This is a genomic window from Streptomyces sp. JNUCC 63 (genome assembly GCF_054366325.1).
The window spans coordinates 7,894,020-7,908,173 of record NZ_CM135963.1 but is presented as its reverse complement, the minus strand read 5'-3'; the positions used below and the strand labels follow the sequence as shown (position 1 = coordinate 7,908,173).

General features: G+C 69.4%; 11 protein-coding genes and 5 pseudogenes. 6 read left to right on the top strand and 10 right to left on the bottom strand.

All coding sequences use genetic code 11. From position 1 onward, the window contains the following. Window positions 1–79: 79 nt before the first annotated feature. The 3 genes and pseudogenes from ACX25U_RS36700 to ACX25U_RS36690 all read right to left on the bottom strand — a co-directional run. Window positions 80–238 (bottom strand): annotated as a pseudogene (locus ACX25U_RS36700) (IS630 family transposase); the annotation flags it as partial. Between the two features lie 311 nt (window positions 239–549). After that, window positions 550–1,989, bottom strand: a complete 1,440-nt coding sequence (locus ACX25U_RS36695; RefSeq protein WP_454386458.1) for a DHA2 family efflux MFS transporter permease subunit — start codon at window positions 1,987–1,989, stop codon at window positions 550–552. 97 nt (window positions 1,990–2,086) lie between these two features. Continuing rightward, on the bottom strand, window positions 2,087–2,656 hold the full coding sequence (locus tag ACX25U_RS36690; RefSeq protein ID WP_454386457.1) for a TetR/AcrR family transcriptional regulator: 570 nt from the start codon (window positions 2,654–2,656) through the stop codon (window positions 2,087–2,089). An 879-nt stretch (window positions 2,657–3,535) separates the two neighbouring features. Here ACX25U_RS36690 and ACX25U_RS36685 point away from each other — a divergent pair. Then, window positions 3,536–3,685, top strand: a pseudogene (locus ACX25U_RS36685) (adenosine deaminase); the annotation flags it as partial. A 12-nt stretch (window positions 3,686–3,697) separates the two neighbouring features. Here the strand turns inward: ACX25U_RS36685 and ACX25U_RS36680 are convergent. The 6 genes and pseudogenes from ACX25U_RS36680 to ACX25U_RS36655 all read right to left on the bottom strand — a co-directional run bounded on the left by ACX25U_RS36680 (window position 3,698) and on the right by ACX25U_RS36655 (window position 8,005). After that, window positions 3,698–5,059, bottom strand: a complete 1,362-nt coding sequence (locus tag ACX25U_RS36680) for an MFS transporter (protein ID WP_454386455.1) — start codon at window positions 5,057–5,059, stop codon at window positions 3,698–3,700. Between the two features lie 515 nt (window positions 5,060–5,574). Next, a pseudogene (locus tag ACX25U_RS36675) lies at window positions 5,575–5,943 on the bottom strand (carboxyl transferase domain-containing protein); the annotation flags it as partial. Between the two features lie 98 nt (window positions 5,944–6,041). Then, a pseudogene (locus tag ACX25U_RS36670) lies at window positions 6,042–6,143 on the bottom strand (biotin transporter BioY); the annotation flags it as partial. 109 nt (window positions 6,144–6,252) lie between these two features. Continuing rightward, a pseudogene (locus ACX25U_RS36665) lies at window positions 6,253–6,387 on the bottom strand (biotin transporter BioY); the annotation flags it as partial. A gap of 38 nt (window positions 6,388–6,425) precedes the next feature. Continuing rightward, window positions 6,426–6,644 (bottom strand): hypothetical protein, encoded by a 219-nt coding sequence (locus ACX25U_RS36660; RefSeq protein ID WP_454386454.1) that lies wholly within the window; start codon window positions 6,642–6,644, stop codon window positions 6,426–6,428. A gap of 116 nt (window positions 6,645–6,760) precedes the next feature. Then, complete coding sequence (locus ACX25U_RS36655; protein WP_454386452.1) at window positions 6,761–8,005, bottom strand: RNA-guided endonuclease InsQ/TnpB family protein; 1,245 nt, start codon at window positions 8,003–8,005, stop codon at window positions 6,761–6,763. A gap of 27 nt (window positions 8,006–8,032) precedes the next feature. On the opposite strand from ACX25U_RS36655, the gene tnpA reads away from it, so the two are divergent. From tnpA to ACX25U_RS36630, 5 genes are all read left to right on the top strand, one after another. Beyond that, window positions 8,033–8,494, top strand: coding sequence for an IS200/IS605 family transposase (gene tnpA / locus ACX25U_RS36650; RefSeq protein ID WP_454386451.1), 462 nt, complete (start codon window positions 8,033–8,035; stop codon window positions 8,492–8,494). A gap of 274 nt (window positions 8,495–8,768) precedes the next feature. After that, a complete protein-coding gene (locus ACX25U_RS36645; protein WP_454386449.1) occupies window positions 8,769–9,440 on the top strand; it encodes a TetR/AcrR family transcriptional regulator in 672 nt (223 codons plus the stop codon). Window positions 9,441–9,655: 215 nt separating this feature from the next. Then, on the top strand, window positions 9,656–10,294 hold the full coding sequence (locus ACX25U_RS36640) for a PaaI family thioesterase (protein ID WP_454386447.1): 639 nt from the start codon (window positions 9,656–9,658) through the stop codon (window positions 10,292–10,294). Window positions 10,295–10,569: 275 nt separating this feature from the next. Continuing rightward, complete coding sequence (gene npdG, locus ACX25U_RS36635; protein WP_454386445.1) at window positions 10,570–11,265, top strand: NADPH-dependent F420 reductase; 696 nt, start codon at window positions 10,570–10,572, stop codon at window positions 11,263–11,265. 72 nt (window positions 11,266–11,337) lie between these two features. Further along, the gene (locus ACX25U_RS36630) at window positions 11,338–11,484 is read left to right on the top strand and encodes a hypothetical protein (RefSeq protein WP_454386443.1); all 147 of its coding nucleotides are present in this window, start codon (window positions 11,338–11,340) and stop codon (window positions 11,482–11,484) included. 358 nt (window positions 11,485–11,842) lie between these two features. On the opposite strand, the gene ACX25U_RS36625 is transcribed toward ACX25U_RS36630, so the two are convergent. After that, the gene (locus tag ACX25U_RS36625) at window positions 11,843–14,149 is read right to left on the bottom strand and encodes a (Fe-S)-binding protein (protein ID WP_454386442.1); all 2,307 of its coding nucleotides are present in this window, start codon (window positions 14,147–14,149) and stop codon (window positions 11,843–11,845) included. Between the last annotated feature and the right edge of the window lie 5 nt (window positions 14,150–14,154).

Here is a 14,154-nt window from a genome sequence, read left to right as displayed (position 1 = left end):
GCGGCGGCGCCAGGACGGAAGTTCCCGTACCCGGACGGTAAAGCGACCTGCGGGTCAATACAGCTCGTGTCGCAGCGACGCGAATCCGGTCCGGGCTGGTGAACGTCACCTCGGCGACCTTCGTCACGGGTATGCCCTGCGCGGACCAGCAATACCATCTGCGCACGCCGCCACGTCGCAACCGAGTCGGTTCCTCTGGATTGATCCGCACCAGCCGCCGGCCTTCATGGTCATCGATCTCACGAACCCGTACTCGCCCACCCGCACAGCTCGGCGGCCCGCGATCGTCTGGGCGATCACCCGGGCGGTGCGTCACGTCGCAACAGGGCAAACCTGGCCTGGCTCTGTTCATGCGAACGTGGACAGAGCCACGCACCCAGTGCACACCGCCCTGCCTGCTGAGGCGGTGTGCACTGGGTGCGCTGCTGCCGCATGCCGCCCGACCAACCATGGCCCCGACCACATCAGGTCTGCCGACTTGCTATGCCTTTCCCCGCGCCTTGTCCCGCCAGTAAGCCAGGTTGTGCCGGGTGGCGCGGCGGGGGCGGCTCAGGGGGCGGCCGTCTCCAGGGCCGGGGCCTGCCGGGCCTCGGCCGGGTCCCCTGCGGTGCGCCGCAGGGCCGGGATCAGCAGGGCCGCGACTCCGGCCAGGGCCACCACCGCGGCCCCCACCACCAGCGCCGGCCGCAGCCCGTCCACGAAGCGCTGTGCGGTCTCGTAGCCGCCCTGCGCCGTGAAGATCGACGACATGACCGCGATGCCGAGTGCTCCGCCGACCTCGCGCAGGGCGTTGTTCGCGCCGGACGCGATGCCCTGCTCCTGGGACCGGACGCTGGACATGACCAGGCCGGAGGCCGGGGCGAAGTAGAGGGACATCCCGATGCCGCTGGTGATCAGTGCGGGCAACTGGGCCGCGTACGAGACGTCGGTGGCGACCACGAAGGCGTAGTAGGCAAGCCCGGCGGCCTGCAGGAAGAGCCCGGCGACGACGACCGGACGTCCGCCGATGCGGTCGGAGAGGTATCCGGCGACCGGCGCGATCAGCATGGGCATGCCCGTCCAGGGCAGCATCCGCAGGCCCGCCTGGGTCGGCGAGTAGCCCAGCACGCCCTGCAGATACTGGCTGAGCAGGAAGATCGAGCCGAACATCCCCAGGAACATCAGCAGGCTCGCGGCGTTGATCCCGAAGAAGGCGCGGGAACGGAAGAGCCGCATGGGGAGCATGGGGTTCTTGTGGCGGATACCGTGGTGGACGAAGCCGGCAAGCAGTGCGGTGCCCGCGAACAGGCCGGTCAGCACGAGGGGGCTGGTCCAGCCGTCGGCCGGGCCGCGTACCAGCCCGTACACGATCCCGAAGAGACCGCCGCTGACGAGCAGGGTGCCGGAGATGTCGAGCGGGGCGCCGCTGCCGTACGACTCGGCGAGGCGGAGGCGGGCGAGAGGCATCACGGCCAGGCCCAAGGGGACGTTCAGCCAGAAGATCCAGTGCCAGGACACGTGTTCGGTGAGGCTGCCGCCGACGAGGGGCCCGGAGGCGACCGCGAGTCCGTTGACGGCGCCCCAGATCCCGTACGCCATCCCGCGCTTCTCGACCGGAACGGCGGCGGTCAGCAGGGTCAGGGTGAGCGGCATCATGATGGCCGCGCCGACGCCCTGCGCCGCGCGGGCCGCGATCAGGGAGTCGATACCGGGTGCCATGGCCGCGGCGGCGGAGGCGGCGGTGAAGACGCCGAGCCCGGCGAGGAAGAGCCGCCGACGGCCGAACCGGTCGCCGAGGGCCGCGCCGAACATGAGCAGGACCGCGAAGGTGAGCGTGTACGCGCTCACGGTCCACTCCAGGTCGTCCAGTGCGCCTCCGAGGTCCTCTCGGATGGAGGGCAGGGCGGTGGTGACGACGAGGTTGTCGAGGGCTGCCATGAATCCGGCGACACCGGTGATCACGAGGGCCCAGGCCGCTCCCCCGCGTCGTACTGTCTGCTGCTGTGACATCGCTCCCCCAGCGGTGCATCGCTCGATTATTAGTTATTGCTGACTAACTTTCCAGGGCGTGAAAGGGCTGTCGAGGGAGCCCTTCGCCTCTGCTTCGCTACTTCTCCAGCCGGCCCTCGAGCCGGGCCGACGGGTACATCCCCTGCCAGACCGGGTGCTCCGGCGGAAACCCCATGGCCGCAAGGGTGTTGACCAGCATTCCGTACGCCATGAACGTTGTGGTGTCGTTCACGTCGGCACCCAGCGGCAGGTGCACCGTCTCCCAGAGCTTCATCCATCCGGCGCGGACCGCCTCGCCGAACTCGTGGTCGCCCTCCGCCTCGACGGCCGCCACGGTGATGTACGTCTGCATCTGCATCTGGAGCTTCTCGGGGTGCTCCGCGATCAGCCGCGTGTACGCGTTCGCCATGGCGTGCAGGGCCTCCTCGCCGTCCAGCCCCTCGGCGGCCTCCTCGAAGACCCGGCGCGCGTCCTCGATGCACCGGCGCGAGGCGGCGGCGAAGATCGCCTTCTTGCCCGGGAAGAGCCGGAAGAGATACGGCTGCGAGACGCCCACACGCTTGGCGATCGCCTCGGTGGAGGTGCCGTAGTAGCCCTTCTGCGCGAACTCGGCTATCGCCGCGCGGATGACGCTCTCGCGCCTCTCTTCTGCGCTCATCCTGACCATGCATGGAAGTTAGTACTCAATCACTAACCGCGTCAAGCAGTCTGAGGCGCGGAACACCGTTCCCCGCACGGGTCGTTGACCATTCGCGGGGTGGGCGGATCTTCGACAGCGGGCCACTCGCACGTCAGGGGTGTCCGCTGTTGCGGGCGCCCCTGACAGTTGGTCGTATTGCCGTACCGCCTGCTCTCAGGCCAGCCGTACGCGCTTCCTTCGCACGGGGCCGTTCGCGGTGTCTGCCGTCGATGCGGTGCCCACGACAGGGAAAGATGCGGGGTGGAGGGCTGCTGAGGACCGACGCGCCGGGCGGTCCTCCCAGCCGTGTGGCAGAGCGTCAGGACCCCCTGGCCACCACCGCCGGCCCCGAGAATGTCGCCCAGACGTTGCGGATGGTCTCCTCGGCTGAGGTCGCCAGACGGAAAGTCACACCCACCAGAGGACAGTCGCGCCCCCTCGGCAGAGGACACGAGGAAAGCGCATGCCCAGGGTGCCGTCACGGAGAGGCGGCACCCCAGTGGAAGCGGCGGGACAGCGTCGACGCATCTGCCGGACGAGGCGTGGTCCTGGGGGCTTCCGGCCACGGGCAGGGGTCTGGTCGGGCTCGCCGGCAGGCTGCGTGCCGCGACCGCCGGCAAGTTCCCCGGACTCCATGAGCAGAGACCGGGATGCGGCGCGAGGCGTCCCCGCTGCCGCCTCAAGGCCGGTCGAGTGGCTCGGGGTGTAGCCACCGGTCAGCCGAGGCAACCGGGCGCAGCTTCGTTCGTGCGGCTGCCAGGTTTGAGGGCGCGTCGCGGGCTCCGGGGTACGCAGGCTGGGCTCCGAGGACGCCGCGGGACCGCAGCTCGTCAAGGTCGGGGAGCTGGACGGCGGGCAGCGTCGCCCGTCGACGAGGCCCTGGGTCTCAGCCACGAGCAGCTGCGCACCCTGGCCCGCAACTCCTTCGAGGCGTCCTTCCCCGACGACGAGGCGCGCCGTGCGCGTTGTCCCGCCGAGGTCGAGGCGTACGACTTCGAGACGGCCGGGGCGGAGTAGGGATCCGGCGCCTCAGTGGGTGCCCGGGGCCGCCTCCGCGGGGGCGAGTCCGCGAGGGCCCGCGGTGCCGAATGCCTGCCGGTCCAGCGCCGGTCCGGCGACCGGCACCTCGATCTCGACGACCGGCTGTTCCGGGGCGTCCACCTGGGGCACCGTGCCGGACGCGATGCCCGTCGTGGCCGCGACCACCGCGGCCGGGGCGCCGCCCCGGCGCCGGACCGCACTGGGGACGAACGGCCGGCCGCCGGTGTGCAGGGCGACCGCCGTCAGCGGCAGCGCCAGCAGGAGCAGCCCGGCGCCCAGCACCAGGCCCATCGCCGGGTAGCCGGCGCCCGCGGACAGCAGGCTTCCGACGAGCGGGCCGCACGCGGTGCCCAGCGAGGACGCGGACCCGGCCAGCACCACCCAGCGACCGCGCGCGTCGAGTGAGGCCGCCAGTCCGATGAGGTACGAGAGGACGATCGGGTAGACGGTGTTCCAGGCGATCTCGCCGGTCGCGAACGACGGCAGGCCGTCCGCCGAGGCGCTGACCACGATGCAGCAGGCGATCAGCGCGGTGCCCGCCCCGATCGGCAGCGCCCGCCCCAGCCGCACCCCGAGCGCGCCCGCGCCGATGGCACCGAGCAGCCCGGCGCCCAGGGCCGTCGCGAAGACCGCGCCGACGGTGACCTCGCTCAGCCCTGCCTGGTGCAGGCCGATCCGGCCGCTCACGCCCCACAGTGAGTTCTGCGCCATGGACCAGAACAGCATCGAGCCCGCGAGGACGAGTCCCGAGCGGCGGTAGGGGAGCGTGCCGCGCGGCGCCGCCGTGCAACCGGGCGCCACGGCACCGGCAAGTCGGCCCGTCGCGGGCCACACCAGCAGCGCGGTCAGCGCGATCGCAGCGAACGGCAGCCCGTGTCCGGGCCCGAGGTGCGGGATCGTCAGATACACGGCGCCGGCGAGCGCGGAGACGCTCAGCAGCCCGAAGGTCGAGGTGCGGTGCGCATCGCGCTGGGTCGCGATGCCCGACGCGGCGACCGTCGTCGCCGTGCCCGAGCCGAAGCCGCCCGCCACCGCCCCGGCGACCACCACCGGCACACTGTCCGACAGGGCCGCGCAGCCGTAGCCGAGCGCCGCGAGCAGCAGCCCGGAGCGGGCCAGACGCCGTGGCCCGAACCGCTCGACGCGCGCCGCGAGCGTGAAGCCCGCCGTGGCCGAACTCAGCAGCAGCGCACTGCCGACGAGCCCCGCCTGCGCGGACCCGAGGCCCAGCCGGTCACCGAGGCGGCCGACGACGGTGGGCAGCAAATAGGGCGCGAGGTAGCCCGCCGTGAAAAGGGCGACGAGGGACCAGGAGGAACCGCGCGAGAGCGCGGGCGCGGGGCAGGACACGGGCGTTCCCAGGGCATGCGAAAGCGACAGGAGGAGGGGTGAAGAAGGGGGAGGGGCGACCGTCGACGGACAGGAACGCGGGGCAATTTGTATCAAGCGCGGGCATGCGCAAAAAAGGCGGGGCGGCGTGATCTACGTCATATTTCGTTTGGTGTCGAGAGTCCTGGGAAAAAGTGATGCCCCGTCTGGTTCGATGGAGTGTGTTTGCGCAGGTCAGCGACGGTTCGGAGGCGAGGTGGGGAGGCGCGGCCGGCGGGCCGGTGCGGCGACTCGCCGGCGGGGCACCCGGGTGGTGGGTGAACGGGGCGAGGTGGCGGCGGGGTTGGCCGCCGGGCGGCGCCCGAGGCCGAGCCGTGCGGGCGCGGCGGGCGCCGGCGCCAGTCGGGCGTACCGCTCGCGCCGGGGGTCGCGGTCTCGATCTTGGTGCGGATCTCGCTCATCACGGCGACGATCTGCCGCTCGTGCCCCTCGGTCAGCCGGGCCACCGGCACCGAGCAGCTGATCACGTCCTGCGCAGACTTGGTGTTGCGGGTGCGGGCGCCGCCCGGTTCCTCCATGGCGACGTCCTCGCCGGTGACCGTCTTGATGACGTCTGGGCCGGTGATGAACCTGTGCGAGGTCTGGTTCGACATCACCACGAAGTCGGTGATGGTACGGGCGGGTCCTCTCCTCGCCGAAGTGGGTCGAGCGGTGCCGGGCGAGCTCGTCGAACTCGACGAAGGAACCCTCATCGAGCAGCAGCTCCACCCGCTCACGGGCCGTCAGCTCGCCCTTGGCGTGCTGCTCCTGCACAGCCCGCGCGGAACCGGCACGGACCGCTTCGTCGCCCGCCGCCTGAAGTCCGCGATCCCTCCGGCGGTAGTATGGATGTCGATCTGGTCCATGGTCGGTTTCCGTGCCCCTCGAAGCGGCGCAGCAGCTCCCAGGCACCCGGCAGCAGTCCGGCGGCCGGCAGCGCCTTCAGCGCATCACCGAACGGGAACGGCACCATGCCCACCGAGACCGCCTGCGCGGCCGACATGCCCGTGGACAGCGCGAGCCAGGACGCCCCGAAGAGGTGGATGGCGCCGGAAGCCGGAACCATGGACACCAGGGCACGGACCGGGGACCGGTCCGGCCCCGCAGCAGGCGCCATAGCCGACGATCACCGCAGCGGCCAGGAATCCGAGCAGGTAGCCGCCCGTGGCGCCGAAGAAGGCGCCGGTGCCGTGCTGGGAGTGGGTGAACACCGGAAGCCCCGGCGCGCCCAGCAGCAGTTGGAGGACCTGTGCGGCCACTCCGCGGGCCGGGCCGAGCGCGGTTGCGGTTGCGGTTGCGGTGACGAGCACAGCGAAGGTCTGCCGGGCGAGCCCACGCGACCCCGGATTCAGGCCTGGATATCGGCGTAGCAGAGGAACGGATCCGAGCAGGCCTCGAACCTGAACTGCCCCTGAGCGGAGTCGGGGGCCGACACCAGGCGGACCCGGACACCGGGGTGCACCGCATGCGGGTATCGCGTCACCATGCCGCGCAGACTGAAGCCCTCGGCCATGCGGACGACGACTGACGTCCTCCCAGGGCCGCGCATGGTGCAGCGAGAGATCACGCCTTCTCCCTCGCTGTGCAGCTCTTCCAGGTCGGTGGAACCACAGGCGTGGCACAGCAGCCGGCGAAACGCGGTAGCCCCACACCAATTGCAGTGCTGTTGACGTGCTCCCTGGCCTAAAGTCCAGGGATTCCGGCCCGGGTCGTCTGACCCTTCCGGGGGCTTCCTGCTTCAACGCGCTGTGCGGGCACGTGTGCCCGTCTTACCGGCACTCCACAGGCGTTTAGCGTCTCCACCCGTCCGGCGGCGACGATTCGGCGTCCTTCGAACAGGACGTTGCGGGCTGCGTTGTGGTCGCGGTCGTGCACGGTGCCACACTCGCCACACGTCCACTCCCTGACGTGCAGAGGCTTGGGACCGTCCCTGAAGCCGCAGGCCGAACAGACCTGAGAGGACGGGAAGGTCCGGCCCACCTTGGCGAAGGTGCGGCCGTGCTTGACCGCCTTGTACTGAAGCATGCCGACGAACGCGGACCATCCCGCGTCGTGCACGGACTTGGCGAGCCGGGTGCGACCGAGGCCGGACACCGCGAGGTCTTCCACGTACACCGCTTGGTTATCGCGGATGATCTGTGTGGAAGCCTTGTGGTGCCAGTCCCGGCGCCGGTTGGCCACCTTGGCGTGCTGGCGTGCGACCTTGATGCGGGCCCTGGCCCGGTTCTTCGATCCCTTGGTTTTGCGGGACAGGCCCCGCTGGAGGCGCTTGAGTTTCTTCTCGGCCCGGCGCAGGAAGCGGGGGCTGTCGATCTTGTGGCCGTCGGACAGGACGGCGAAGGCGGACAGGCCGAGGTCGATACCGGCTTCCGTCTCCGCCTCGGGGAGGATGTCCGGCTCGGTGTCCACGACGAAGCTGAGGAAGTACCGGCCGGCGCTGTCTTTGGTGACGGTCAGGGACGTGGGCGCGGCCGTCAGCCGGCGGGACCACTTGACCTTGAGGTTGCCGACCTTGGCCACATACACCGTGCCGTCGTCCTGGAGGGAGAAGGCGTTGGTGTTGAGGCGGATCGACTGCCGGGTGTCCTTCTTCGATTTGTAGCGGGGAGGGCCGACCTTGCGGCCCTGTCGCTTGCCCTTGATCGAGTCGAAGAAGTTCTTGTAGGCGGTGTCCAGGTCCCGCAGGGACTGCTGCAGGACGACCGCTGACACATCGGCGAGCCAGGCCCGTTCCTCGGTGCGCCTGGCCTGGGTGATGCGCAGCCGGGACAACTCCGCCGACTTCACGTACGGCAGTCCCGCCGCGTGCGCTTCCTTGCGGTCGCGCAGGCAGTCGTTCCACACCACGCGGGCGCATCCGAACGCCTGGGCCAGCGCACGGCGCTGGGAGGCGTCCGGGTAGGTCCGGTAGTTGTAGCGGAGCTGCACACCCAAGACTTTACTACGATTGGTCTCATGGATGGACAGAACGACTACAGGCGTGGCAGACACGTTGTTTCGGCGATGCATGTGCACTTGGTCTTCGTGACGAAGTACCGGCGCGGGGTGTTCAACGACGAGATGCTGACACGCTGCGAAGAGATCATGCGGAAGGTGTGCGAGGACTTCGAGGCGGAACTGAAGGAGTTCAACGGCGAACGCGATCACGTCCACCTCCTGGTGCACTACCCGCCCAAGGTCGCCGTCTCGAAGCTGGTCAACAGTCTCAAGGGTGTCTCCGCTCGCCGGATACGGCAGGAGTTCACCGGCCAGATCAATCGCGCCATCATGCACGGGCACCTGTGGTCGCCCTCGTATTTCTCCGCATCGTGCGGCGGAGCACCATTGGCGATCGTCCGCCAGTACATCGAGCAGCAAAAACGCCCGCTCCAAGGTGCACGTCAGAGCAGTCTTGAGATGCATTCATCCCCGGCGTGAACGCCGGGGCTTTCTGCAAGAGTCCCGGTAACGCAGGCTTGCGGCGCGGCGCCCACCCGGGACCAGGACGTCGGCGGTGGTCGGTCTGGCTGTGTCGAACATCGATAGTGCCCCCCAGCGAGTGGGTGAAATATCGTTCACGAGCAGACTATTGGAACTGAGTACCACATGTAAAGTACTTAGTCCCAAAAGAGTGGGCTGGACATCCGCAGATTCGGTACTGAGTACCATTGCGTCCCAGGACACCCGAGTGGAGTGGGGAACGACGGCGGCCATGAGCAAGCCATCAGCGCGTGATCGACTCGCGGAGGCCGCCTTTGCGCTCTTCGACGAGCGCGGGTACGGACAGACCACCGTGGACGACATCGCCGAACGAGCGCAACTGGGACGCACGACCTTCTTCCGGATCTACGGCTCGAAGGAAGACGTCATCTTTCCCGACCACGACCGGCTGCTGGAGCTCATCAGGGACCGACTGGCGACATCCAGTCACCACACGGCGCTGGCCGCCGTCACCGACGCCGTCCGGCTGGTGCTGCTCCATTACCTCGACGAGGGTGATCTGGCGCGCCGGCGATACGCACTCACCAGCAAGGTGGCCGCGCTGCGCGACCGCGAGATCGCAAGCGTGGCCCGCTACCAGCGGCTGTTCCGGGAGTTCATCTCCGACTGGATGGGCGACTCCACCAAAGCGGCATCCCTTCGGGCCGAGCTGATGGCAGCGGCGGTGGTCTCGGCACACAACCACGTCCTGCGCCGGTGGCTGCGGGGCGAATCCATCGACCCCGTCGCCGAGGTCGACGAGGCCCTGCGCCAGGTGCTCGCACTCTTCGCCGCACCGGCTCCCGACGCCGAAGGCACCACGATCGTCGCCTTCAGAACCCGACAGGACATCGACGCGTTGATCCCGTCGCTCAGACTCCTCATGGAGGGCAGCGGCGAGTGACAACACTTCCTACGCGCGGACCACTCCCAACCCGCCGCGCCTGCCCGTCCGGCCCCGGTCCGCCCGTCGCGCGGCGCGAGGGCACGACACTGCAGAAAGACGAGAAGTGACATGCCGTCCGTGGCCGGAGATCTGGACGCATGGGCTGTGAATCCAGACCCCACGGAGCACAAGGTGCCCGGCCATCGGTTCGGGACGGCAGACCGGGAGGACAGATGGAACAGGCAACAACGGCAACGGTCCCGGACGGAGAAGGACTGTCCAGCTGCCGGCAGAACCGCAGGCAGCCGCCTGCGGTTCCGACCGGCTACGCCGAGATGATCGAAGCCGTCCGGCTCCTGCAGGACCGGATCGCGGCCGCCGCCCCGGACGAGGAACTGATCGCCGCGGTGACCCGGGACCTGACTCATGCCGCCGAACTACTCGCGCCCGCCGAGCGGGAGGAGGCGTTTCGGATCAGCGGCTTCAGCGAGGAGCTTCCGGGTAACGGTTCGGCGCTGATCCCGCTGGTGTGGGATGTCGTCTCGGACTCGTCCGTACGGCGCGGCCGGGTGCGGTTCGGCAGTTTTCACCTGGGCGAGAACGGGGCCGCTCACGGCGGGACGATACCTCTCCTGTTCGACGAGGTGCTGGGCCGGTTCGCCAACAGCGACGGGCGCGCGCCCGCGCGCACTGCGTACCTGCACGTCGACTACCGCAGCGTGACGCCGGTCGAGAAGGATTTGGAGTTCATTGTCCGGTTCGAGCGCGAGGAAGGCCGCAAGCGATACATGACCGGTGTCCTTCGGGACGGAGAACGAGTCTGCGCCGAAGTCGAAGGCCTGTTCGTCCAGCTTCGCCCGGGGCAGCCCTGAAGCTCCGGCAAGGTCCGGCGCAGGCCGCAGGACGGACCGCCGAGGGCTCTGGCGATGCGTCAGGTGCCCGGATCGCCGCCGACCAGGCGTCCTTGCCGCAACACGGTCCTTGCCGCCCTGGCAGGGTCGCCGACCGGCGGAACCGAACGCTCCGGCGCTGCTCCCACCCCGCTCGGGAACGCCCTGGGAGAACCTCGATCCACCACCCGCAGAAGGCGTGTTCAGTGTGATCAACGCCGCATTCCGACGCCTGCCCCGCCCTGTACAAGTACTGCATGACTTCTTCTTCGATTTCCGCTCAGTCAGTGACTCCCGACCTGCCCGACGTCAGCCACCTGGTCGTCGGGGTGCTCGGCGGTACCGGACCGCAGGGCAGGGGGCTGGCCTATCGGCTCGCCAAGGCCGGCCAGCGCGTCGTCCTCGGCTCCCGCAGCGCCGAGCGGGCCGAGGCCGTGGCAGACGAGATCGGCTTCGAGGTCACCGGCACCGACAACCGTGCCGCCGCCGCACAGAGCGACGTGGTGATCGTGGCGGTTCCCTGGGACGGGCACGGCGCGCTCCTCGCCGACCTTGCGGACGAGCTCGCCGGCAAGACCGTGGTGGACTGCGTCAACCCCCTGGGATTCGACAAGCAGGGCGCCTTCGCCCAGAAGCCCGCGGAGGGCAGTGCCGCCGAACAGGCCGCAGCGCTGCTGCCCGCCTCCCAGGTCACCGCCGCCTTCCACCACCTGTCCGCGGTACTCCTGCTCGACCAGGAAGTCGACCGCATCGACACCGACGTCCTCGTGCTGGGCGACAACCGCACCGCCACCGACACCGTCCAGGCCCTCGCCGAACGCATCCCGGGCATGCGCGGAGTCTTCGCCGGACGACTGCGCAACGCCCACCAGGTGGAAGCCCTCGTCGCCAACCTGATCTCCATCAACCGCCGCTACAAGGCACACGCAGGCATCCGCATCACCGATATCTGAGCAACGCGTCCCGCAAGTCCTGACATCCGTTGAGGCATCGGCAGCGGCAATCCACCAGAGAAGACGGAGCCGATGCAGCTCGCAGCGATCGTCATCTCGCTGGTCACCAGCGTGATCGGCATCGCTCTCGCCGCCCGCGCGGCCGCGTACATCTACCAGGTCGTCAAGGTCGGACAGCCCGACGACACCCGTACCGGCAACCCGGCGCAGCGCCCATGAACCCCCTCGTCGAGGGCAGAGGCAATGAGGGCGCCAATACTTCGGTGCCCGCATGGAGCGGGGCGGGCGGTCGGGCGGCGGAAGGTGGAGGCCGGCGACTGCGGCTTGTATGGTTCTCCCTCCCCCGCCGGCGAGGGGAAGTTGGGTGATGCGGCGGTGAGCGTCCCCGGCCCGCGGCCACCGACTCCACCCTGTGGTCCTTCGAGGTGGTGCAGCAGGCCGGGCCCGGGCCCCAGGGCGGCGCCGGAGCGTCGTAGGGATCGTCGTAAAGACTTGTCGTAGGGACGAGGACGCCCCCGGGCCCGTACCGCGAAAGGTACGGGCCCGGGGGCGTCGGGCGTTCGGCGGTCGGCGCCGCCTACTTCACCGGTTCCGGTTCCGGTGCGCTCTCGCCGGCCGTCTCGCCCGCCGGGCCGGCCGGGGTCTTGACGGAGTCCAGCAGCAGCTGGGCGACGTCGACGACCTGGACGGACTCCCTGGCCTTGCCCTCGTTCTTCTTGCCGTTGACCGAGTCGGTCAGCATGACCAGGCAGAACGGGCAGGCGGTGGAGACGATGTCCGGGTTCAGCGACAGCGCCTCGTCGACGCGCTCGTCGTTGATGCGCTTGCCGATCCGCTCCTCCATCCACATCCGCGCGCCGCCGGCGCCGCAGCAGAAGCCGCGCTCCTTGTGGCGGTGCATCTCCTCGTTGCGCAGGCCCGGGACGTTGGCGATGATCTCCCGCGGGGGCGTGTAGATCTTGTTGTGGCGGCCCAGGTAGCACGGGTCGTGGTAGGTGATGAGGCCCTCGACCGGGGTGACGGGGATCAGCCGGCCGGCGTCGATGAGGTGCTGCAGCAGCTGGGTGTGGTGGATGACCTCGTAGTCGCCGCCGAGCTGGGGGTATTCGTTGCCCAGGGTGTTGAGGCAGTGCGGGCAGGTGGCGACGATCTTCTTCGCCGACCTCGGCTTCCGCGACTCGGGCGTGACGGTGCCGTCGTCGTCCGTCTCCTCGCCGAAGGCGGTGTTCAGCGCGGCGACGTTCTCCATGCCGAGCTCCTGGAACAGCGGCTCGTTGCCCAGGCGGCGGGCGGAGTCGCCGGTGCACTTCTCGTCGCCGCCCATGATCGCGAACTTGACGCCCGCGATGTGCAGCAGCTCGGCGAAGGCCTTGGTGGTCTTCTTGGCGCGGTCCTCCAGGGCGCCGGCGCAGCCGACCCAGTACAGGTACTCGACCTCGGTCAGGTCCTCGATGTCCTTGCCGACGACCGGGACCTCGAAGTCGACCTCCTTGGTCCACTCCAGGCGCTGCTTGGTGGCCAGGCCCCAGGGGTTGCCCTTCTTCTCCAGGTTCTTGAGCATCGTGCCCGCCTCGGACGGGAACGCCGACTCGATCATGACCTGGTAGCGGCGCATGTCGACGATGTGGTCGACGTGCTCGATGTCGACCGGGCACTGCTCGACGCAGGCGCCGCAGGTGGTGCAGGACCACAAAACGTCCGGGTCGATGACGCCGCCCGCGGCGAAGCCGCTGTCGGATGCAGCCTCGGCGGTGCCGATCAGCGGGCGCTCGGCCTCGGCCAGCGCCGTGGCCGGCACGTCCTTCAGCTGCTCCTCGGACGCCTTCTCCTCGCCCTCCATGGTCTTGCCGCCGCCGGCCAGCAGGTAGGGGGCCTTGGCGTGCGCGTGGTCGCGCAGGGACATGATCAGCAGCTTCGGGGAGAGCGGCTTGCCGGTGTTCCAGGCCGGGCACTGCGACTGGCAGCGGCCGCACTCGGTGCAGGTGGAGAAGTCCAGCAGGCCCTTCCAGGAGAACTGCTCGACCTGCGAGACGCCGAAGACGTCGTCCTCGCCGGGGTCGGTGAAGTCGATCGGCCGGCCGCCGCTCGTCATCGGCTGCAGCGCGCCCAGGGCCGTGGCGCCGGTGGCGTTGCGCTTGAACCAGATGTTGGGGAAGGCCAGGAAGCGGTGCCAGGCCACCCCCATGTCGGTCTTCAGCGCGACGGTGATCATCCAGACGAAGGACGTCCCGATCTTGACCATCGCGACCAGGTAGACCAGGTTCTGCAGCGCGGACCGGCCCAGCCCGTGGAAGGCCGCGACCAGGGGGTAGGAGGCGAAGTAGCCGACCTCGTAGTGGTGCACGCCGGCCATAGCGCCCTCGAGCCCGCGCAGGGTGAGGATCGCCAGGCCGATGATCAGGATCACGGCCTCGACGAAGTACGCCTGGCCGAAGTTGGAGCCCGCGAAACGGGACTTGCGGCCCGCCCGGCGCGGGTGGCTGAACTGACGGATCACGATGAGGGTGAGAATGCCGAGCACCGTCATGGTGCCGATGAACTCGACGAAGAGTTCATACGGCAGCCAGTGTCCGATGACCGGCAGCGCCCAGTCGGCCTCAAAGAGCTGGCCGAAGGCGTTCACCAGGGTCAGCACGAGGGTGAAGAAGCCCACCGCCACGAACCAGTGCGCCACCCCCACGACGCCCCAGCGGTTCATCCGGGTGTGGCCGAGGAACTCCCTGGCCACGGTGAGGGTGCGCTGCGTGGGATGGTCGGTGCGGGCACCCGCGGGCACGTTCTGTCCGAGCCGTACGAAACGGCAGATCTGACCGATGGCTCGGGCGAACAGCGCCACGCCCACCACGGCCAGGACCAACGACACGATGATCGCGGCGAGTTGCATGGGAA